Annotated in this window: 19 protein-coding genes; 12 read left to right on the top strand and 7 right to left on the bottom strand. The window is 70.9% G+C overall.

The window, feature by feature from the left end; genetic code table 11:
- The first annotated feature begins 8 nt into the window (after positions 1-8).
- Positions 9-815, top strand: a complete 807-nt coding sequence (locus tag AB0C19_RS27430) for a hypothetical protein (protein WP_357189916.1) — start codon at positions 9-11, stop codon at positions 813-815.
- A gap of 1 nt (position 816) precedes the next feature.
- Here AB0C19_RS27430 and AB0C19_RS27425 read toward each other — a convergent pair whose 3' ends face one another.
- A complete protein-coding gene (locus tag AB0C19_RS27425; RefSeq protein ID WP_266304457.1) occupies positions 817-1,146 on the bottom strand; it encodes a hypothetical protein in 330 nt (109 codons plus the stop codon).
- Between the two features lie 65 nt (positions 1,147-1,211).
- Complete coding sequence (locus AB0C19_RS27420; RefSeq protein WP_357189914.1) at positions 1,212-1,982, bottom strand: class I SAM-dependent methyltransferase; 771 nt, start codon at positions 1,980-1,982, stop codon at positions 1,212-1,214.
- A 40-nt stretch (positions 1,983-2,022) separates the two neighbouring features.
- Here AB0C19_RS27420 and AB0C19_RS27415 point away from each other — a divergent pair, with 40 nt between their 5' ends.
- Positions 2,023-2,592: a DUF3592 domain-containing protein gene (locus AB0C19_RS27415; RefSeq protein ID WP_357189912.1), complete on the top strand. Its 570-nt coding sequence runs from the start codon at positions 2,023-2,025 to the stop codon at positions 2,590-2,592.
- Positions 2,593-2,654: 62 nt separating this feature from the next.
- On the opposite strand, the gene AB0C19_RS27410 is transcribed toward AB0C19_RS27415, so the two are convergent.
- A complete protein-coding gene (locus AB0C19_RS27410) occupies positions 2,655-3,365 on the bottom strand; it encodes a hypothetical protein (RefSeq protein WP_357189910.1) in 711 nt (236 codons plus the stop codon).
- A 484-nt stretch (positions 3,366-3,849) separates the two neighbouring features.
- Here AB0C19_RS27410 and AB0C19_RS27405 point away from each other — a divergent pair, with 484 nt between their 5' ends.
- Positions 3,850-4,326, top strand: coding sequence for a DUF4279 domain-containing protein (locus AB0C19_RS27405; RefSeq protein ID WP_357189908.1), 477 nt, complete (start codon positions 3,850-3,852; stop codon positions 4,324-4,326).
- 242 nt (positions 4,327-4,568) lie between these two features.
- Here AB0C19_RS27405 and ychF read toward each other — a convergent pair whose 3' ends face one another.
- On the bottom strand, positions 4,569-5,654 hold the full coding sequence (ychF, locus tag AB0C19_RS27400; protein WP_112670729.1) for a redox-regulated ATPase YchF: 1,086 nt from the start codon (positions 5,652-5,654) through the stop codon (positions 4,569-4,571).
- Between the two features lie 143 nt (positions 5,655-5,797).
- Here ychF and AB0C19_RS27395 point away from each other — a divergent pair, with 143 nt between their 5' ends.
- Entirely contained in the window at positions 5,798-6,367 is a 570-nt protein-coding gene (locus AB0C19_RS27395; protein ID WP_357189905.1) for an exonuclease, read from the top strand.
- A 3-nt stretch (positions 6,368-6,370) separates the two neighbouring features.
- On the opposite strand, the gene AB0C19_RS27390 is transcribed toward AB0C19_RS27395, so the two are convergent.
- Positions 6,371-7,105 carry a peptidase E gene (locus AB0C19_RS27390; RefSeq protein WP_357189903.1) on the bottom strand — a complete coding sequence of 245 codons (735 nt, stop codon included), beginning with the start codon at positions 7,103-7,105 and terminating at the stop codon, positions 6,371-6,373.
- A gap of 121 nt (positions 7,106-7,226) precedes the next feature.
- A complete protein-coding gene (locus AB0C19_RS27385) occupies positions 7,227-7,730 on the bottom strand; it encodes a hypothetical protein (RefSeq protein ID WP_357189901.1) in 504 nt (167 codons plus the stop codon).
- Positions 7,731-7,869: 139 nt separating this feature from the next.
- Between AB0C19_RS27385 and AB0C19_RS27380 the strand changes: the two genes are divergently transcribed.
- The 8 genes from AB0C19_RS27380 (at position 7,870) to valS (ending at position 19,093) form a co-directional block, all read left to right on the top strand.
- On the top strand, positions 7,870-8,379 hold the full coding sequence (locus tag AB0C19_RS27380; protein ID WP_091406289.1) for a SigE family RNA polymerase sigma factor: 510 nt from the start codon (positions 7,870-7,872) through the stop codon (positions 8,377-8,379).
- Positions 8,376-8,885, top strand: a complete 510-nt coding sequence (locus AB0C19_RS27375) for a hypothetical protein (RefSeq protein ID WP_357189899.1) — start codon at positions 8,376-8,378, stop codon at positions 8,883-8,885. The genes AB0C19_RS27380 and AB0C19_RS27375 overlap by 4 nt, the downstream gene beginning before the upstream one ends.
- Positions 8,886-9,082: 197 nt before the next feature.
- Positions 9,083-10,525, top strand: coding sequence for an FAD-dependent oxidoreductase (locus AB0C19_RS27370; RefSeq protein ID WP_357189897.1), 1,443 nt, complete (start codon positions 9,083-9,085; stop codon positions 10,523-10,525).
- A gap of 87 nt (positions 10,526-10,612) precedes the next feature.
- Positions 10,613-12,106 (top strand): AlkA N-terminal domain-containing protein, encoded by a 1,494-nt coding sequence (locus AB0C19_RS27365; RefSeq protein ID WP_357189895.1) that lies wholly within the window; start codon positions 10,613-10,615, stop codon positions 12,104-12,106.
- Positions 12,103-12,612, top strand: a complete 510-nt coding sequence (locus AB0C19_RS27360) for a methylated-DNA--[protein]-cysteine S-methyltransferase (protein ID WP_357189893.1) — start codon at positions 12,103-12,105, stop codon at positions 12,610-12,612. The genes AB0C19_RS27365 and AB0C19_RS27360 overlap by 4 nt, the downstream gene beginning before the upstream one ends.
- A 37-nt stretch (positions 12,613-12,649) precedes the next feature.
- On the top strand, positions 12,650-14,506 hold the full coding sequence (locus tag AB0C19_RS27355) for an ABC transporter ATP-binding protein (RefSeq protein WP_357189891.1): 1,857 nt from the start codon (positions 12,650-12,652) through the stop codon (positions 14,504-14,506).
- Positions 14,503-16,383 (top strand): ABC transporter ATP-binding protein, encoded by a 1,881-nt coding sequence (locus AB0C19_RS27350; protein ID WP_357189889.1) that lies wholly within the window; start codon positions 14,503-14,505, stop codon positions 16,381-16,383. The genes AB0C19_RS27355 and AB0C19_RS27350 overlap by 4 nt, the downstream gene beginning before the upstream one ends.
- A 91-nt stretch (positions 16,384-16,474) precedes the next feature.
- Positions 16,475-19,093: a valine--tRNA ligase gene (gene valS / locus AB0C19_RS27345; protein ID WP_357189887.1), complete on the top strand. Its 2,619-nt coding sequence runs from the start codon at positions 16,475-16,477 to the stop codon at positions 19,091-19,093.
- A 44-nt stretch (positions 19,094-19,137) separates the two neighbouring features.
- Here the strand turns inward: valS and AB0C19_RS27340 are convergent, their stop codons facing one another.
- Entirely contained in the window at positions 19,138-19,782 is a 645-nt protein-coding gene (locus AB0C19_RS27340; RefSeq protein ID WP_124822273.1) for a hypothetical protein, read from the bottom strand.
- Positions 19,783-19,860: the final 78 nt, after the last annotated feature.

Genomic DNA, 19,860 nt, shown 5'->3' with positions numbered 1-19,860 from the left:
GTGTCCCCATGGCCGGGAGAGGACTGGACGCCGAGGGCTGGATTGCGCGCGAGGGTGCGCTGAGTCGGGTCCCGCCCGCGTTCGCCGGTGTTGTCGACGCGGCACGCGCTCGGATAGCCGAGTCGTTCGACGGTGCTCTGCTGCACAGCGCCTACATCTACGGCAGCATCCCGCGCGGCACCGCCATCCTGGGCGTCTCCGACCTCGACCTGCTGCTCGCCCTGCGCACCGAACCAACCGAGGCCGACCGGGCGGCTGCCACCAGGATCGAGCAAGACCTCGACCGGTCCTTTCCGCAAATCGACGGCGTGGGCGTCCTGCTGTTCAGTGCACGCACGCTGCTCAGCGAGCTTGAGCGGCACGACCTCGGCTTCTTCGTCGCCTGCCTGTGCACCCCCCTGCTGGGCGACGACCTCGCCGACCAACTCCCCCGCTACCGGCCCACTCCCCTGCTCGCCCGCGAGACGAACGGTGACCTGTCCCTTGCGCTTCCGGAGTGGCGCCGCCACGCAGCCGAAGCAAACACCGACCAGCAACGTAAGGCCCTCAGCCGGCTCGTCGCCCGGCGCATCGTCAGGACGGGATTCACGCTGATCATGCCTCGGTGGGGAGGCTGGACGAGCGACCTCACCGAGTCCGCCGAGGCGTTCGGGCTTTACTATCCGGAACGCGCCGGGCAGATGCGTCGAGCTGCCGTTGTCGGCCGCACGCCTTCGCCGGTTCCAGGCGTGCTCCGCGAACTCATCGACGACCTCGGGCCCTGGCTCGCCGCGGAGTACGCAACCGTCCATGGCGAGAAGGCCGTCCGTCCCTGACCTATCGGAGGTCCTCGCCAGTCAGGACGGGACAGCCGAACATATCCGTAAGGACGGCCCGCTGGTGGTCGGTCAAGGGGTTCGCGAACACCGCGACGCCGACCCCGCGCTGCCAGCAGGCCTCGGCGATTTCGCGGGCCCTGCCGGGGCTGAGCAACGTTCGCCGCGAGAACGGGTCGCCCATCTTGTCCGCGCCGCCGGAAGAGACACCCCGCCGCTGCACGTGCCGGCTCACGACCTGGCCACCGTGGGCTTCCACCACGCTGGCCAGCAGATTGAGCTTGCTGTCGAACTCCCTGTCCTTCGCCGAGAACAGGCCCACGAGCGCCACCTCGGCACCTGCCAACAAAGCTTTCAATGCCCCGCCCCGATGTCGGTTCACCGGGTCGCGGACCCTCAGCTCCGGCGGGCGCGCAGGACGCCGGTCAGCATCGGCAGGGTGAACTCGTCGTGCGCGGTTTCGGGTCGACTCCCGAGGAACGCGCGGATCCGGCCGAGCGTTGCCGTTCGCTCCTCTTCCGGCATGACCAGCATCCCGGCCCGCGTCGCGAGCGTCGCGACGAGCGAGTCGGCGGTACGGCGCTGCCCGTGCGGGAACTCGACAGGCTCCGGCGACCCGAACCGCGCGACCAGGCCGGTGCTCGGAACGAGCATGTCCGCCGTAGCCGTGCGCCAACTGCTCAGGGTGTCACGCGGGCCAATTGCCGCACTCCCGCTGACCCGTTCGAGCCCGGCAACCCAGTCGATCCGGTCGTCCATGATGTTCCACAGACCGGCCAGGACACCGCCGGGTGCGAGAACTCTGGCGATTTCCGCCCCGGCAACGGCCATGTCGAACCAGTGCAGAGCGTTGCCGGCGAGCACGGCGTCGACGGACCCGTCCGGCAACGGGATCGCCTCGGCGCTGCCCGCCAGGGCACGGACAGCCGGCACCGCACGGCGTAGCTCGGCGAGCATCGCCGGGTCAGGTTCGACCGCCACGACGTCCGCGCCCACCGCCACGAGCGTCGCGGACAGCTTGCCGGTGCCGGCGCCCAGGTCGAGCACGCGTAGGCCGGGGGCGGGCTCCAACGCCCACCGCACCGCGGCCTGCGCGTAGTCCGGGCGGTGCTCGGCGTACGCGGTCGCCGCCGCGCCAAACGACGACCGGAGCAGCTGTTCCGTCATGCGGTCAACCTACCGCCGCCTGTCGACATCGACTGTCACCATGGTCACCGTGCAGATCCTGCGGAGCTGGTGGCGCGCCCGCTACCCCGTCTACGCACTCGGCCTCCTGGTCGGGATGGTCATGATGTGGCTGCCTTTCAAGACCTTTCAGGACAACGACGCTTGGGAGAGTCACCTGTGGGTTCATGGCGTGCCAGCCCAGGCAGTCGTCGAAGAACTCGTGCACAAGCGGCGGAACACGATGCACCTGCGCTACGAGTTCGTCGGTGCTCAGCGTCAGGCCGAGGTCGGCTGTTGGGAGGTGTGCCTGCCGGCCGGCAGTGCGGTACGAATCTGGGTCAATCCCAATGATCCGGAGGATTTCGTCACCGATTTCGGCATCCTCAGCGGGCACCGGGGCCGGCTGCAAGGGGTGGTCGGAGCGGCAGGCCTGGTTCTGTCCGGGTGGATGGCGTTAGCTGTGATCGCCCGCGGCTACCAGCGACGACGCGACCGTCGGCGACGCGACTGGCAGCGGCAGCAACAAGACCAGCGCCAACGACAGTTCGCGAACGCCAGGGCCGGAAGAAAACGCAAGCCGAGCAGGCGACGAACGCCGTCCATCAAGTGATCGACACCGCCGGTCGGCAGCTGTGGCAGATCGTCCTGGGCGCCGACCGTTGGCTCACAGACTCACGATCGGGAGCTGGCCCTCGCCTTCCCCAAGCCGCCCTGAAACCGCTCGAACCGATCGACGTCCTGCCCAAACGGCGCTGGCGAACCAGGCCGGGCATTGGGCAGCATTTGCGGATTGATCGCGGCCAGAGACATGAGGCCACGATCGGCGCGCATTAATTCAACGGTCTTTCTGGCGACAGCCTTATAGCTGTCGTGAAGCCTAACAGGAACATCAAGTCCATCCGCTCCTTCCGACATGGGAAGTACGGCATCCACCTCGGCGACGAACCTCGACATGACGTCGCAGCATTCACGGGCGGAATCTCGGACCGGCGCGGAGGCCGAAAGCTCCAGCTCCGCCATGATGCCTATGGCATTCACGCTGGCTTCGTAGAGATCGTCGGTATCCACGATGAACAGATGACCCTCTCGGGACTCGATCATCTGCCTGATATCAGCCGCTCGTCGACCCCAATTGCAAATGGTCTGCATGAACTCTTTGTAGGTCTCTTCGCGGGACTCGCGATGCCGAAGCTCATCCTCTCGCTGCCACTCCCTCGCTCGGTCTTCGCGCTCTCGCTCCCAGCGTTCCTGCTCACGTTCGCGCTCCACATTCCATCGACGGTCCTCGCGGCGAGTGGTAAGGAACTGGGTCGAAATAGCGGCCCCGAGGGTACCGGTAACACCAAGCGCGGCGACGAGAAAAACCGGCCAGATCTGGTTCATGGTGGGAGTATCCAGCCTCGACGCAAATGTAGCGGTGCGCCCCGCCGTCTCGTCTGCCGTCGCCCCGCCCTACTGGGGAGCGGGCACCAGCACTCGAAGGAGCGCACCCGCCTTCGTCGACAAGGTGCCGATCTTCTTCTTGGATGACGACATCCTTCCTGGCGCTGCTCTGCCTCGGCCGACGTTCGTGAGGTGCCATGTCCCGACCATGTGGAAGCCGAGGACGGAGCAACTCAGTTCCGAGTCCGCCCGAACCAGCTAGAGGGGGCGAGCTGTCTCGATCCAACTGAAGAGTCAGCTTGGGAATCGCGGTGATTCACACCTCGAGCAGCCATACCGACTGATAGAGAAGCACGGAGCGTTCGGGCTGAGGCCACCTGAGTGCCACCGTCGACCTGCGTTGACCGCTGCGTCGGGCGCGGATCGGGCACGAAGCGGTGTTGCAGGCTGTTCGCTGCGCAGGCCCGTTGCCATGATCGGAGGCATGCGGGTACTTCAGTATGTGTACTTCACATTGCGCTCGGAGCACGTGCCGCCGCACGAGATGGCGGCCCGCTTGGGCATGGAGCCAGACGAGATTAGCGTCAGGGCCAGCAAGAGGGAGGACCCTCCGGCGCCCCGTGTCCATGCGTGGAGGCTTGTGTGCCGTGATGGCGGCCTGACGCTCGATGAGCAGATTGACTGCCTCATCGAGCGACTTGAGCCCTTCGCCGATGAGATCGCGGCTCTCGCCAGAGAGATCGACGCGTCAGAGGGAGAGGGCATCACCGGGACGCTCCAGGTTGTGCGCTACTTCAACGACGACGGTGACGAAGGGCAGAGTCCGCAGCCGAACGGCGCTGACCTGGTCCGCTTACCCGGCCAGCATCAGCGTCTCGGCTGGCACCTAGATCGCAGGGTCCTGGAGTTCCTTTACCGCACGGGGGCCGAGCTGGACGTAGACGAGTACGGGGATGACTGAGGCTTGGCGCCAGCACGACCCGGACAGTTCAGATCGAACGAATGGCAGTTCGCTCCGCGATCCAGGGTGCGCACGCAGCCGAAGACCCGTCGATCGCGGCAAACCATCCCGCTCCCCGTGATCGTATGGTTAAACGGCGCGGGCAAGACGACGACCAGCTCGCTCGTGCCGGCCCGGACGTGTCTATATCTTCACGCCTCGTAGCCATGCCCAACCGTCTAACCTGCGAGAACAGGCCCGACTCAGACGTTGAAGCGGAACTCCACCACGTCGCCGTCCTGCATGACGTACTCCTTGCCCTCGATGCGGACCTTGCCCGCCGCCTTGGCCGCCGCCATCGAACCGTGCTCGACCAGGTCGTGGTACGAGACCACCTCGGCCTTGATGAAGCCGCGCTGGAAGTCGCTGTGGATGACACCCGCGGCCTCCGGCGCGGTGGCGCCGACCGGGACGGTCCAGGCGCGCGCTTCCTTGGGGCCGGCCGTGAGGTACGTCTGGAGGCCGAGGGTGCGGAAGCCGACCCGGACGAGTTGGTTGAGGCCGGGCTCGTTCTGCCCGATCGACTCCAGCAGCTCGCGGGCCTCGTCCTCGGGCAGGTCCACCAACTCAGATTCGATCTTGGCGTCCATGAAGATCGCCTCGGCGGGGGCGACCAGGGCGCGCAACTCGTCGAGGAACGTCTCGTTGGCCAGCTCGGCCTCGTCGACGTTGAAGACGTACAGGAAGGGCTTGGTGGTGAGCAGGTGCAGCTCGCGCAGGTGTTCCAGCTCGATCTTGGCGGCGGCGGCCCCGGAGTAGAGGGTGGTGCCACCGTCGAGCACCTCGATCGCGGCCTTCGCGGCGGCGACAGCGGCGGCCCGGTCCTTGCGGAGCTTGGCCTCCTTCTCCAACCGGGGCAGCGCCTTGTCCAGGGTCTGCAGGTCGGCGAGGATCAGCTCGGTGTTGATCGTCTCGATGTCGTCGGCCGGGGAGATCTTGCCGTCGACGTGCACCACGTTCGGGTCGGAGAAGGCCCTGACGACCTGGCAGATCGCCGAGGCGTCGCGGATGTTGGCCAGGAAGGCGTTGCCCCGGCCCTGCCCCTTCGACGCGCCGCGGACCAGGCCGGCGATGTCGACGAACGACACCGGCGCCGGCAGCACCTTCTGCGAGGAGAAGATCTCGGCCAGCTTGCCCAGCCGCTCGTCGGGCAGCCCGACCACGCCGACGTTGGGCTCGATGGTGGCGAACGGATAGTTCGCCGCCAGCACGTCGTTCTTGGTCAACGCGTTGAAAAGCGTGCTCTTGCCGACGTTGGGCAGGCCGACGATGCCGATGGTGAGACTCACGACGGGCCAGCTTACGCCGGTCCCGGCCGGGCCGGTCCAGGCGGCTCCGATTCGGCGCCGAGCCGCTGGTCGATCGTCGCTCCCACCGGGTCCTGTCCGGCGTTGCTAATCTCCCGGTTCGATGTTCCGCTGCTGGAGGCAGAATGACCTCGACGTTGCCCGAGCTGTACATCGCCGTCGATGTGGAGGCGGACGGGCCGATCCCCGGGCCGTACAGCATGATCTCGCTGGGCATGGCCGTAGCCGGCCGCCCGGACCTCACCTTCTACACCGAGCTGCGTCCCATCTCCGACGAGTTCGTCCCGGCGGCGCTGGCCGTCTCCGGCCTGGACCGGGACCGGCTGCTGCGGGAGGCGCCCACCGCGCAGGAGGCGATGTCCGCCGCGGCGGCCTGGGTCGACGGGCTGCGCCGGATCGGCCGCCCGGCCTTCCTCGCCGCCCCGGCCGTCTGGGACGGCATGTTCGTGCACTGGTACTTCATCCGCTTCGTCGGGCACAGCCCGTTCGGTGCGACAGGCTCCGGTGTTGATCTCCGCAGCTACTGGATGGGGTTGACCGGCAGCGAGTGGGCCGAGACCCGCCAGGGCACGATCAAGCAGGAGCTGGGCCTGCACGACATGCCGCACACGCACCACGCCGGGGAGGACGCCGCCGAGCTGGCCCAGGTCTTCGACGCGGCGCTGCGCCGCCGACAGCCGGTCGAGGAGGCGTGACGCTCAACCGAGCCGGCGGGGGGCGATGACCGCCTCCCGAACGCTGCCGTCCGCGCCGCGGCTGACCTCGTACGCCGAGACGCCGTCGCGGTCCGCGATTGCCTCGACCAGCTTGGTGCCCCGGTAGACCAGGCCGACGCCGTCGTCGGTGCAGTGGCTGGTGGGGAGCGTGCCATCACCGACCAGCTCGTGCATGAGCGGGCGGCGCTGGCCCTCGCTGTCGTAGTGCACCCCGTTGCCGTACGGCAGCCAGGCCAGGCCCTCGGTGAAGCCGCGCAGCCGGGGGCCGAAGCTGTCGGTGGCACCGCCGACATGCCAGCAGATCGAGCCGGCGGAGACGCCGGCCAGCACCACGCCGGCCTGCCAGCACTCGTGCAGGATCTCGTCGAGCCCGTGCACCCGCCACACCGCGACCAGGTTGGCCACGCTGCCGCCGCCGACCCAGATCACGTCCTGGGCGAGCAGGTGGGCGCGGACGTCCTCGACGTTCGGCATCGGGAACAGGGCGAGGTGTGACAGCCGGAACCGGGTGTCGGCGAACGCGCCGTAGACGGCCGTCAACGAGGTGGGCTGGTCGCCGACGGCCTGCCCGAGGTAGCAGACCCGCGGCTGCGGACCGGCCTCGGCCAACTCGGCCGCCAGCTCGAAGACCGGGCTGGGGCGCAGGTCGTAGGGCCCGCGGTTGCCCCGAAAGAAGCCCATGCTGGTGGCGATGATGGTCGGTTCGCTGGCAGGCATCGAAGCGTCCTTCCGGTGGGGGCGGTGCGGCGTCCATCCTGCCGTAGCCGGTCTTCCGCCCGCTCGGTGCGGGGCCCGACCGCCACCCGCGGGTGGCGGTCGGGCCCCGCCAACATCATGATCAACCAGACTGGTCGGGCCGCCGTTGGCGGGGCACCTCGACCTCGGGCCAATGGCCCAGGGCCCGACGGTCGGCCGGGGGCAGTTGCCCGGCGGCGGCGCGGGGCAGTGTGAATCGGTCGGCCGCGGCCGGCCCGGCCGAGACCGACTCGCGCAGCATCCAACGCACCTCGTCGGCCGTCCAACCCAGCCCCTGCCGCGCGGCGATCTCGCGGATCAACCGCCGGCCGACGCTCGTGTCGTCGTCGTAGAAGCGCATGCACCAGTGGTGCGTCCACATCCCGAGCGCCCGCAGGCCCGCGTCGTCGAGGGAGCCGGCCAACCGGCCGCAGGCCGTGTCGGGGAAGCTCTGCTCGGGGTCGCCCGCCCGGTCCCGTTCGATGGCGCCCACGGCGGCCGGCGCGACGGCCCGCATCCGGCGGTAGAAGGACTGCGCCACCGCACGGGGCAGCGGCGGGAACGCACCCGGTGTCGACGCCGCCGCCCAACCCGCCACGCTCGTCATCCGCCGCACCCCTTCTTCAGTTGGTGGCCGGACGCTACCCGGCACGACCGACACTTTCGGGCCGAAAAACCCCACCGATCGTGGATAGCGACGGTGACCTGGGGCGTCTGTATCTGTGACAACGAAACGGGGGTGGTGGGTGGACGAGGACGAGCGCGCGCGGCTGGCCGAGTTCGTCGGCAGCCGGACTCCGGCGCTGATGCGGGTCGCGTACCTGCTGACCGGTGACCGCAACGCCGCCGAGGACCTGTTCCAGTCGGCGTTGGCGCGGACCATCCCGAAGTGGGGAACCATTCGGCACGCCGATCCCGAGGGCTATCTGCGGGTGGTGATGTACCGCGAGCAGATCAGCTGGTGGCGGCGACTTCGCCGGTGGCGGGAGACACCGCTCAACCCGGCCGACGAACCGGTCGGCGGCGACCCGAGCGGCGGCACCGACGTGCGGTTGGCGATGCGGGCGGCGCTGCGTCACCTGCCACCGACACAGCGGGCGGTGGTGGTCCTCCGCTACTACGAGGACCTGCCCGAAGCCCGGGTGGCCGAGTTGCTGGGCTGCTCGGTGGGGACCGTACGCAGCCGTACCCATCGAGCGGTGAAGCGACTGCGTGACCTGCTGCCGGACGTCGACAGGCTGGAGGTACGGCGATGACCGAACCCTTCGAGCACCTCATCCGCTCCACCCTCACCGACCTGGCCGAGGAGGCACCGATCGTGCATGACCAGTTGAGCCGAGCGGAACGGCGGGTGCGCAACAGACGTCGCGCCACAGTGACGGTGGGGGCGGTGAGCACCCTGGCGGCGATCCTGATCGCCACCCCGATCGCCCTGGCCGCGACCGGCTCGGACGAGCCTCCCCCGGCCGTACCCAGCCCGGCCGGCCCGGCGGCCGTGCCCAGCCCACCCGTGCCCACCCCGTCCGAGCCCACCACGGTGCCGACTGTCGTACCGAGCCCCGGGGGCGCGCCCGGGGACCCGTCGATCACGCCGGGCCCGCCCGGCGTACCGGGCCGGTCGACTGTCAAGCCAAGCCCGACGACTCCGCCGGGTCCACCCGGTGTGCCGGGCCGACCGACGATCTCACCAACCCCGACGACTCCGCCGGGCCCGCCCGGTGTGCCGGGCCGGCCGACTGTCATGCCGAGCCCGGCGCGTTGAGCGGAACCGCCCCGGCCTGACCGGTCAACCCAGGAGATTCCGGTCACCTTCGCGCGGCGCTCCCCGTACCGGCGAGCGTCGCGCGTCGCAGCGGCCGGCGGGCACCGGTCCGCCGAATTTGTCGAGGCCGACATGCCCGCTCATTCTTGGGCCATGACCGATCCCGGACACCCGAGGTGCGAGCTGCGGGGCCAACGATGAGCACCGCCATGGCCCGGGTGCCCGACTCCCTCCGGGGGCAGATCGTCACCCCCGGCGACCGCCGGTACGCGCAACTGCGCTCGACGTACACCAGGTCGGCGTCCCCGGCAGCGGTCCTGCTGCCGAAGACCACCGCGCAGGTGGTGGACGCGCTGCGCTACGCGCGGGAGCAGCGGCTGCCGATCGCGGTCCGCAGCGGCGGGCACGGCCTGTCCGGAACCTCGTCAAACAACGGTGGGGTGGTCATCGACCTCTCCATGCTCAACCGGGTTCAGGTGATCGACGAGCGGGCCGGGCTGGTCCGGGTCGAGGCCGGCGCGCGCTGGGCGAACGTGGCGAAGGCGCTGGCCCCGTACGGGCTGGTGATCAGCTCGGGTGACTACGGCGGTGTCGGCGTCGGCGGCCTGGCCACCGGCGGTGGTGTCGGCTGGCTGGTCCGCGCCCACGGCCTCACCATCGACCGGGTCCGCGCCGTCGAGGTGGTGCTGGCGGACGGGACGCTGGTACGCGCTGACGCCGAACACGAGCCGGAGCTGTTCTGGCTGGTCCGTGGCGCCGGGGCTGGCGCGGGCATCGTGGTGGCCTTCGAGATCGAGGCGGCCGAACAGCGCAACGTCGGTGTCGCGCAGCTGGTCATCGAGGCACATCCGGACGGTCGCACCGTCCGGGAGTGGACGAGCTACCTCGCGCAGGCGCCACAGGAACTGTCCGCGGCCGCCGTGATGTTCGCGGAGGGTCGATCGGTCCTCATGTCCGTCACCGCCGTGGTCGCCGCCGAGAGCCTGCGCCGGGCCCGACCGGCTGTGGAACCGCTGCTCGCCATCGGCAAGGTGCTCGAACACCGGACCGACCTGCTGCCCTACCCGACGCTGGTGCCGACAGCGCACCTCAACCCCAACGTCGGGCAGCAGCGTGGCACGACCACAAACGGTCTGTTCACAGCGCTGGACGACGCCGGGGCGCGGGCCGTGACGCGAGCGGTGACCGGGCCGGGGCGGGCGGTGATCCAGCTCCGCTCGTTGGGTGGGGCTGTCAACGACGTCGCCTCCGACGCGACCGCGTACCCGCATCGCCACCAGGACACGCTGATCGTGGCCTCGGTGTTCCCGCCGCAGGCCGATGCCGCGTTGAACGCCGCCTGGCGGGCCGCCGGGGCACGCGCCGACGGCGCGTACGTCAACTTCGAGAGTCGGCCGGACCCCGCGGCGTTCGCCCGGATCTACCCGGGCGAGACCGGGGCACGGGTCCGGCGGCTGTGGAAGCGGTACGACCCGGACGGTGTGTTCCGATCGGCCCTGCTGACCGGCCAGGGCAACCGCGCCGGTCAGGGCAACCACGCTGGTCAGGCCAACCGGTCCACCGGTGCCGGCCAGGCCGACCGAACCGGTCAGGGCTCCCGCGCCGGCCGGTCCGGTCAGCCGCACCGACGACGCCGCTGACCCGGGGCGGGTGCCCGCGCCGGCCACGCACACCCAGGTCCGATTCCCGCCAGCCGATGACCGGTCGAGCGGGGCATCATCTGTGACATGGAGATGGACTTCGAGCGGTGTTACCGGGCCGTGGACAGCCGTGACCAGCGGTTCGACGGCTGGTTCTACACCGGCGTGACGTCCACCGGGATCTACTGCCGACCGTCCTGCCCGGCGATCACACCGAAGCGGCAGAACGTCCGGTTCTTCCCGTCCGCCGCCGCCGCGCAGGGCGCCGGGCTGCGTGCCTGCCGCCGCTGCCGGCCGGACGCCGCGCCCGGCTCACCGCTCTGGGACGTCCGCGCGGACGTGGTCGGTCGGGCGATGCGGCTCATCGCCGACGGGGTGGTCGACCGGGACGGCGTACCGGGGTTGGCCTCCCGGCTGGGCTACACCGAGCGGCACCTGCACCGGATGCTGAGCGCCGAGATGGGTGCCGGGCCGCTCGCGCTGGCCCGGGCCCAACGCGCCCAGACCGCCCGGATCCTGATCGAGACGACCGACCTGGCGATGGCCGAGATCGCGTTCGCCGCCGGCTTCGGCAGCGTGCGGCAGTTCAACGACACGCTTCGCGAGGTGTACGCGAGCGCCCCGTCCGACCTGCGCACGGCCCGTGGTCGCCAGCAGGCGCCGACCGGGGCGGGGACCATCGCGCTCCGGCTGGCGTACCGCCCGCCGCTGCACTCCCGGGCGCTGCTGGACTTCCTCGCCGTGCGGGCGTTGCCCGGCGTGGAGGCGGTCCGCGACGGGACGTACCACAGGGGTCTGCGGTTGCCGCACGGCACCGGCCAGGTGGCGCTGACCCCGGTGGACGGGCACGTGGCGGCGACGCTGCGGCTCGCCGACCTGCGCGACCTGGCGCCGGCGGTGGCCCGCTGCCGCCGGTTGCTCGACCTGGACGCAGACCCGGCGGCCATCGACGCCACGCTGGCCGCCGACCCGGCGCTGGCCCCGGCGGTCGTCGCCGAACCCGGCATCCGCGTCCCCCGCGCCGTCGACGGCTTCGAACAGGCCGTCCGCGCCATCATCGGCCAACAGGTCTCGGTCACGTCCGCGAGAACAACCCTCACCCGCCTCCTGACCGCCCACGCTCGCGTTGATCATGAAGTTATTGCCACTGACGACGGCGTTTCTGGACGACAACTTCATGATCAACGGGGTGAGCCGGGGGATCTGCGGGGGTTCTTGGGGGCGGAGGAGCTTTTGGGGCTGCCGGACTCGGGGTTCGGGATGCCTGTGGGGCGGCGGGAGGCTCTGCGGGGGTTGGCTCGTGCCGTCGTGGACGGAACCGTCGACCTCGCGGCTGGGGCGGATCGGGAGGAGGCCGTTCGGCGACTGCTCGCGCTGCCCGGCATCGGCCCGTGGACCGCCAACTACCTGGCCATGCGCGCCTTCGGCGACCCCGACATCCTGCTCAGCTCCGACCTCGCGGTCCGGCGCGGCGCCGCCGCGCTCGGCCTGCCCGACACCCCACCAACCCTCGACAGGTACGCCGAGCGCTGGCGGCCCTGGCGGTCCTACGCCACGATCAGACTCTGGAGAGCGGCATGAACATCGACAGCACCGTACTGAGCACACCCGCCGGCCCACTGAGCATCCTCGCCGGCCCTGACGGTGACGTACGGGCGGCCGGCTTCACAGCGGACCCGGCGGTGCTGCTGCCCCTGGTCCACCCGGCCCTGCGGGCACCGCTACGGGAGCGGGCCGACCTCGGTCCGGTCAGTGCGGCGGTCCACTCCTACCTGGACGGTGACCTCGCCGCCATCGACACAGTGCCGGTGCGTCAACGCACCGGTGGAGAGTTCATGGCGCACGCCTGGCAGGTGCTGCGCGAGGTCCCACCGGGCACCCCGGTCACCTACACCGGGTACGCCGCGCTGGCCGGTCGACCACCGGCGGTCCGAGCCGCAGCGGCAGCCTGCGCCCGGAACGCGGCAGCCCTCTTCGTGCCCTGCCACCGGGTTCTTCGCACCGACGGCACACTCGGTGGCTACCGCTGGGGGCTGGAAGTGAAGAAGTGGCTTCTCGGTCATGAGCGACGCTTGACAACAAGCTGACAGGAGCATCGACACTCATTGACGCTACCGTCTGGTAGTGCCTGTGGAGAGCGACGGCGACCCGGCCGCCCGGGCCGCCGCGGGCACCCACCCCGTGCACAACCTCTGGCGGCTGCGCCCCTACCTGCGCCCGTACGCCGCCGAGTTCGCCTGGCTGCTCGTCGCGGGCCTCGCCGGCACCGCGGCCGGGATCGCCGTACCCCTGGTCGTTCAGCGGGTAGTGGACGGGCCGGTGGCCCGACACGAACCGGCCGGGCTGCTCCAGCTCGGCGGCCTGGCGCTGCTGCTCGGCGTCGTCGAGGCGGTGCTCATCTTCATCCGCCGGTGGGTGCAGTCGTCCTCGGCGGTGGGCATGGAGGCGGCGCTGCGCGCCGACGTCTACGCCCACCTGCAACGGTTGCCGACCAGCTTCCACGACCGCTGGCAGTCCGGCCAGTTGCTCTCCCGGATCACCAGCGACCTGTCGGTGATCCGCCGGTTCCTCTCCTTCGGCGTGTTCTTCCTGCTGCTCAACCTGACCACGTACGTGGTAGTGGTGGTGCTGCTGATCAACCTGCACCCGGCGCTCGGGGTGCTGGTAGCGGCCAGCGCGGTGCCACTGCTGCTGATCAGTCGCCGGTTCGGCCGGCACTACCACGCCGCGTCCCGCCGAATGCAGGATCAGCAGGGCGACGTGGCAACGCTTGTCGAGGAGACCGCGCAGGGCCTGCGCACCATGAAGGCGTACGGGCGGGGGCCCGAGCTGGCCGCTCGCTTCGCCGGTGCGGCCCGGCGCCTGCACGACACGGGCGTCGGCAAGGGGCGGCTGCTGGCGAACACCTCGGCGCTGCTGGACCTGGTGCCCAACGTGACACTGGGCGTGGTGCTGGCGGCGGGGGCGGCCGCCGCCGCGCAGGGCGCGCTCACCATCGGCGAGCTGGTCGCTTTCGTCAGCCTCCAACTGATGCTCATCTGGCCGGTGCAGTCGCTGGGTTGGATCATCGCCAACGGTCAGGAGGCGGCCACCGCCGCCGACCGGATCCAGGAGGTGCTGGACACTCCACCTCAGATCGTTGACTCTCCCGGAGCGGTCGCGCTGTCACGCGGCGCGGTGCACGGTCGGCTGCGCTTCGAGCAGGTCGCGTTCAGCTACCCGGGTGCCAGCACAGCGGTGCTGCACGAGATCGACCTGAGCGTCGAGCCGGGCGAGACGCTGGCCCTGGTCGGCGCCACCGCCTCCGGCAAGAGCACGCTGCTCTCCCTGGTGCCCCGACTGCACGACGTGACCACCGGCCGGATCACCCTGGACGGGCACGACCTGCGCGAGCTGCGGCTGGCCTCGCTGCGTCGGCTGGTCGGCGTGGCGTTCGAGGAGCCGACGCTCTTCTCCATGTCGGTGCGGGAAAACCTCACACTGGGTCGCCCGGACGCCGGCGACGACGAGATCCGCGCGGCCCTCGCGCTGGCCCAGGCCGACTTCGCGTACGACCTGCCCTGGGGGTTGGCGACCCGCGTGGGCGAGCAGGGGCTGTCCCTCTCCGGCGGGCAACGGCAACGGCTCGCGTTGGCGCGGGCAGTGCTCGGCAGACCGGCGGTGCTCGTGCTGGACGACCCGCTCTCCGCTCTCGACGTGCACACCGAGGCCCTTGTCGAAGCGGCGCTGCGGCGGGTCCTGCGCGACAGCACCGCCCTGCTGGTGGTGCACCGGCCGTCGACGATCGCGCTGGCCGACCGGGTCGCCCTGCTGGAGGACGGACGGATCACCGCGACCGGCCGGCACTCCGACCTGCTGGCCACCGTTCCGGCGTACCGGGCGCTGCTCGCCGCCGAGCCGCCCGCCGGGCATCCACCACCGGCGGGGGCCAGCGGCCCGAGTTCGTCCCCTTCGGACGGGTGGGGGCTGGTGCACTCGTGAGGGTGCCGGAGCAGGCCGACCCACCTCCCGAGGAGGAGCCCGAGCTCACCCGCTGGCGCGGAACCGCCACCGACCCGGAGGCCGACCGGAGTCGAGCCGAGGACACCAGCCCCGAGGCGGTGGCCCGGCTACGCCGGCTCAGCCGCACCCTGCTGGGCGACCTGCTCCGCCCGCACCGGAGGCGTCTCGCCGCGGCGGTCGCCCTGCTGCTGGCCCAGAACGCCGCCGCGATGTCCGGCCCGTACCTGGTCATGATCGGGATCGACCGGGCCATCCCTCCGTTGCGTGCCGGCGACGCCGGCCCGCTGGTCACCGTCGCCGGGGCGTTCGCGGTGGCCGCGGTGACCGAGTACGCGGCCCGCCGCGGCTTCCTCACCCTCTCCGCCCGGATCGGCCAGGCCGTCCTGCTCGACCTGCGGCAGCGGGTGTTCGGGCATTTCCTGCGGCTGTCGGTGGGCTTCCACGAGCGGTACACGTCCGGCCGGATGGTCTCCCGGCTCACCAGTGACCTGGACTCGATCGCCGAGCTGGTCGACGGTGGGATCGACAGCCTGGTGCTGGCCGGGCTCTCCATCCTGTCGGTGGCCGCCATCCTGCTCTGGCTGGACCTGCCGCTGGCGGCCGTGACGCTGTTCGCCTTCCCCTTCCTGTTCTGGCTCTCCCGCTGGTTCGCCCGGTCGTCGGCCAGCGCGTACCGACGAACCCGGGACGCGGTCGCGCTGGTCATCGTGCACTTCGTCGAGTCGATGCGGGGCATCCGGGCGGTGCAGGCGTTCCGCCGGGAGCCTCGCAACCAACGGATCTTCGTGGCGCTCGGCGACGACTACCGGCGGAGCAGCCTGCACGCGTTTCGGCTGATCGCCACGTACTCGCCCGCGATCAAGCTGATCGGCAACGTCACAGTGGCTGTGGTGCTCTGCTACGGCGGCTGGCGGGTGCTCGGCGGGCAGACCGAGATCGGTGTGCTCGCCGCGTTCCTTCTCTACCTGCGCCGTTTCTTCGAGCCGATGCAGGAGCTGAGCCAGTTCTACAACTCGTTGCAGTCGGCCACCGCCGCGTTGGAGAAACTGGCCGGGGTGCTCGACGAACGACCGGGCGTCGCCGAACCCGCCCGGCCCACACCGCTGCCGACAGGTCCCGGCCGTGGTGAGTTGATCTTCCGTGCGGTCGGCTTCGGCTACCGGGCCGACACCCCGATTCTTCGCCGGCTGGAATTGACAGTGCCGGCCGGGCAGACAGTGGCGCTGATCGGCCCCACCGGGGCGGGCAAGTCGACGATCGCGAAGCTGGTGGCCCGGTTCCACGACCCCGACACCGGCACGGTCCGGCTGGACGGGGTCGACCTGCGCGACCTACGCGACGCCGACCTGCGCCGCGCGGTCGTGCTGGTAACGCAGGAGAACCACCTGTTCAGCGGGACCGTCGCGGAGAACATCCGGTTCGGTTGCCCGGGGGCCGACGACGCCGCCGTCCAGGCCGCCGCGCGGGCGATCGGCGCGCACGACTTCATCGCCGCACTGCCCGAGGGGTACGCCACCCAGGTGCACCGGCGCGGCGGCCGGCTCTCCGCCGGGCAGCGGCAGCTGGTCGCGTTCGCCCGCGCGTTCCTGGCCGACCCGACAGTGCTCATCCTGGACGAGGCGACGTCGTCGCTGGACGTGCCGACGGAACGTCTGGTGCAGCGGGCACTCGGCACCATCCTGCGTGACCGCACCGCACTCGTGATCGCCCATCGGCTCTCCACTGTGGAGACGGCCGACCGGGTGCTCGTTCTCGACGGCGGAACTGTCGTCGAGGACGGACCGCCGGCCGTACTTGCCGAGGCCGACGGCCGGTACGCCGCCCTGCACCGCCAGTGGCGTGACTCGCTGATCTAGCCTTGCCGCCCCGCCGCGGCCACGACCGCCGGCCGGTGTGTTCGGCCGCAACTACGTCGCCCCGCACCCGGTAGGTGCCTACGATCGCAGCATGACCGATACGGCGAGGACGGCCCGCGCCGGCGTTCCCGAGCGTCCGACACTGGACGGGCTCGAGGAGAGCTGGGCACGCCGCTGGCAGGAGGAAGGCACGTACGCGTTCGACCGCTCGAAGCAGCGCAGCGACGTGTTCTCGATCGACACCCCGCCGCCGACGGTATCGGGCGAGTTGCACATGGGGCACGTCTTCTCGTACACGCACACCGACACCACGGCGCGGTACCAGCGGATGCGCGGCAAGGCCGTCTTCTACCCGATGGGCTGGGACGACAACGGCCTGCCCACCGAGCGTCGGGCGCAGAACGTGTACGGGGTGCGCTGCGATCCGGCGCTGCCGTACGACCCGGTGTGGCGGCCGCCAGCGGCTCCGGTCGACGACGCGGCCCGCCGCGACCCCACCCCAATCTCCCGGCGCAACTTCATCGAGCTGTGCGAACGGCTGACTGTCACCGACGAGCAGGCCTTCGAGGCGCTGTGGCGACGGCTCGGGCTGTCGGTGGACTGGTCGCTGACGTACACGACCATTGGCCGGATCGCCCGGACCACCAGCCAACGGGCGTTCGTCCGCAACCTGCGCCGCGGCGAGGCGTACCAGTCGGAGGCGCCGACCCTCTGGGATGTCGGCTTCGCCACCGCCGTCGCCCAGGCGGAGTTGGAGGACCGGGAGCGCCCCGGCGCCTACCACCGGCTGCGGTTCACAGCGGCCGACGGGCGGGAGGTGCTCATCGACACCACCCGGCCCGAGCTGCTACCGGCCTGTGTGGCGCTGGTCTGCCACCCCGACGACGAGCGGTACGCCGACCTGGTGGGCGCCACAGTGCGCAGCCCGCTGTTCGACGTCGAGGTGCCCGTGTACGCCCATCCCCTCGCCGAACCCGGCAAGGGCACCGGTGTCGCTATGGTCTGCACGTTCGGTGACCTGACCGACGTGACCTGGTGGCGTGAGCTGGGGCTGGACACCCGGGTGGTGATCGGCCGGGACGGTCGGTTGCTCCCCGAGCCGCCGCACGGGGTGCCGACCCAGCCGTACGCGGCGCTGGCCGGGCAGACAGTCAACGGCGCCCGCCGGGAGATCGTCGGAATGCTGGCCGACACCGGTGACCTGATCGGCGAGCCGCGCCCGATCACCCACCCGGTCAAGTTCTACGAACGCGGCGACCGGCCACTGGAGATCGTCTCGACTCGACAGTGGTATCTGCGCAACGGCGGCCGGGACGAGGCGCTGCGAGCCACGCTGCTGGGCAGGGGCGAGCAGTTGCACTGGGTGCCGGCGCACATGAAGCACCGCTACGACAACTGGGTGGGCGGCCTCAACGGGGACTGGCTGGTCAGTCGTCAACGCTTCTTCGGCGTGCCGGTGCCGCTGTGGTACCGGCTCGACGACACTGGCGAGCCGGACTGGTCCCACCCTCTCACGCCGGACGAGTCCGCGCTGCCGGTCGACCCATCCAGCGATCCGGCGCCCGGCTACGACGAGTCGCAACGCGGCCGACCGGGCGGTTTCATCGGCGACCCGGACGTGCTGGACACCTGGGCCACGTCCTCGGTGACCCCGCAGATCGTCGGTGGCTGGGAGACCGACCCGGACCTGTTCGCCCGGGTCTTCCCGATGGACCTCCGCCCACAGGGGCAGGAGATCATCCGGACCTGGCTCTTCGACAGCGTGGTCCGCTCGCACTTCGAGCACGGGGTGCTGCCCTGGCGGGACACAGTGCTCTCGGGCTGGATCCTCGACCCGGACCACAAGAAGATGGCCAAGTCCAAGGGGAACGTGGTCACCCCGCTGGCCCTGTTGGAGCAGCACGGGTCCGACGCTGTCCGCTACTGGGCGGCCAGCGGCAAGCCCGGTATGGACCTGGCCTTCGACCCGGCGCAGATCAAGGTCGGCCGGCGACTGGCCACCAAACTGCTCAACGCGTCCAAGTTCGCGCTCGGGCTGGGCGCCGCGGACGCGCTGCGCGCCCCGTACGACAACTCCAGCTCGGCGCGTCCGACGCCGCGCCGCGACCTGGAGCTGTTGGCCACCACACCACTGGACCGGGCCATGCTCGCCGAACTGGCCACCGTGGTCACCGCCGCGGGCACCGCCTTCGACTCGTACGACCACACGGCGGCGTTGCAGGTGACCGAGGCGTTCTTCTGGCGGTTCTGCGACGACTACATCGAGCTGGTCAAGGAGCGGGCCTACGGCACCGGCGCGGCGGCGGACTCCGCACGGGCGGCGCTGGCCTCTGCGCTGTCGGTGCAGCTGCGGTTGTTCGCCCCGGTGCTGCCGTACGTGACCGAGGAGGTCTGGTCGTGGTGGCGGTACGGCTCGGTGCACCAGGCGCCGTGGCCCACCACCCACGAGGTGGCCCGGACGATCGAGGGCTCGGGTGAGCCGGCGCTGCTGCGGCTCGCCGGTGACGCGTTGAGCCAGGTGCGACGGGCCAAGTCGGAGCGGAAGCTGTCGATGAAGGCGGAGGTGCCGTTGGCGGAGGCGCTCGGCCCCGCGGCACTGCTGGAGCAGCTCACGCTGGTCGCCGACGACCTACGGGCGGCGGGCCGGATCGGCAAACTCGACCTGCTCCCGGACCGTACCCCGGAGTTGGTCATCGCCTGCGCCTTCTGACAGGGGTCCGCCGCCGCCCGCTCGGGCGGCGGCGGACCGGCGGGTCACCAGCCGCGCAGGAAGCGCAGCCCGAGCAGGAACGCGATCACGGAGGGCCCCACCAGCAGGGTGATCGCCTGGAGGCGGTACGGCATCCGGTGCCGGGTCAACTCGCCCGCGTTGCCCAGCACGATGGCCCCGGCCAACATCAGGAAGGCGCCCCACCAACCGGTCTCCAGGTGGATCAGCTCCACCCGGATCAGTTGCAGGGTCAGGCCGAGCAGCGCGCCGGTCAACGCGAGCAGCGCCACCGCCCGGTGCAGGCCCCGGGCCAGCGGGTGGGCGGCGCGCCAGCCGTAGGTGCCGGCCACCGCCAGGCAGGGCAGCACCACCATGAGCGGCCAACCTCGCCCCATCACGCCGAACATCAGCAGCGCGCCGACAGCGAAGACCATCGTGCCGACGCAGGCGAGCATGTACCCGGCGAAGGCCCGGCCGCCGCCGCGAGCCAGCAACGGCCCACCGCTGGCCGCGATCAACGCGGCCGGGATCAGGATGAACACCGCCCACCAGTGGAACTGGCCGCTGCCCTGAGCCGCCGTCGCGACAGTGGCACAGGCCAGCCCGGCGACGGCCAGGCTGGTCAGCCACGGCCGGCTGCTCCGGGAGTATGGCTCAGCCAACGACGTCCGCTCCGCTTCGACGCTCACGCCCACCAGCCTGGCCCGAGGTGGCCCGACCGGTCCATCCGGCCAGCCCTACCGCCGCGCGGGGGCTGGCCGGAACAG

Source organism: Micromonospora sp. NPDC048842 (genome assembly GCF_040649935.1).
Classification (GTDB): Bacteria; Actinomycetota; Actinomycetes; order Mycobacteriales; family Micromonosporaceae; genus Micromonospora; species Micromonospora hortensis.
The sequence above is the reverse complement of the archived record's forward strand: the minus strand, read 5'-3'. Positions and strand labels throughout refer to the sequence as shown.

Coding starts and splice junctions, on each gene's coding strand:
- AB0C19_RS27430 (WP_357189916.1), top strand. CDS start 9: ATGGCCGGGAGAGGACTGGACGCCGAGGGCTGGATTGCGCGCGAGGGT.
- AB0C19_RS27420 (WP_357189914.1), bottom strand. CDS start 1,982: ATGACGGAACAGCTGCTCCGGTCGTCGTTTGGCGCGGCGGCGACCGCG.
- AB0C19_RS27415 (WP_357189912.1), top strand. CDS start 2,023: ATGGTCACCGTGCAGATCCTGCGGAGCTGGTGGCGCGCCCGCTACCCC.
- AB0C19_RS27410 (WP_357189910.1), bottom strand. CDS start 3,365: ATGAACCAGATCTGGCCGGTTTTTCTCGTCGCCGCGCTTGGTGTTACC.
- AB0C19_RS27405 (WP_357189908.1), top strand. CDS start 3,850: ATGCGGGTACTTCAGTATGTGTACTTCACATTGCGCTCGGAGCACGTG.
- AB0C19_RS27395 (WP_357189905.1), top strand. CDS start 5,798: ATGACCTCGACGTTGCCCGAGCTGTACATCGCCGTCGATGTGGAGGCG.
- AB0C19_RS27390 (WP_357189903.1), bottom strand. CDS start 7,105: ATGCCTGCCAGCGAACCGACCATCATCGCCACCAGCATGGGCTTCTTT.
- AB0C19_RS27385 (WP_357189901.1), bottom strand. CDS start 7,730: ATGACGAGCGTGGCGGGTTGGGCGGCGGCGTCGACACCGGGTGCGTTC.
- AB0C19_RS27375 (WP_357189899.1), top strand. CDS start 8,376: ATGACCGAACCCTTCGAGCACCTCATCCGCTCCACCCTCACCGACCTG.
- AB0C19_RS27370 (WP_357189897.1), top strand. CDS start 9,083: ATGAGCACCGCCATGGCCCGGGTGCCCGACTCCCTCCGGGGGCAGATC.
- AB0C19_RS27365 (WP_357189895.1), top strand. CDS start 10,613: ATGGAGATGGACTTCGAGCGGTGTTACCGGGCCGTGGACAGCCGTGAC.
- AB0C19_RS27360 (WP_357189893.1), top strand. CDS start 12,103: ATGAACATCGACAGCACCGTACTGAGCACACCCGCCGGCCCACTGAGC.
- valS (WP_357189887.1), top strand. CDS start 16,475: ATGACCGATACGGCGAGGACGGCCCGCGCCGGCGTTCCCGAGCGTCCG.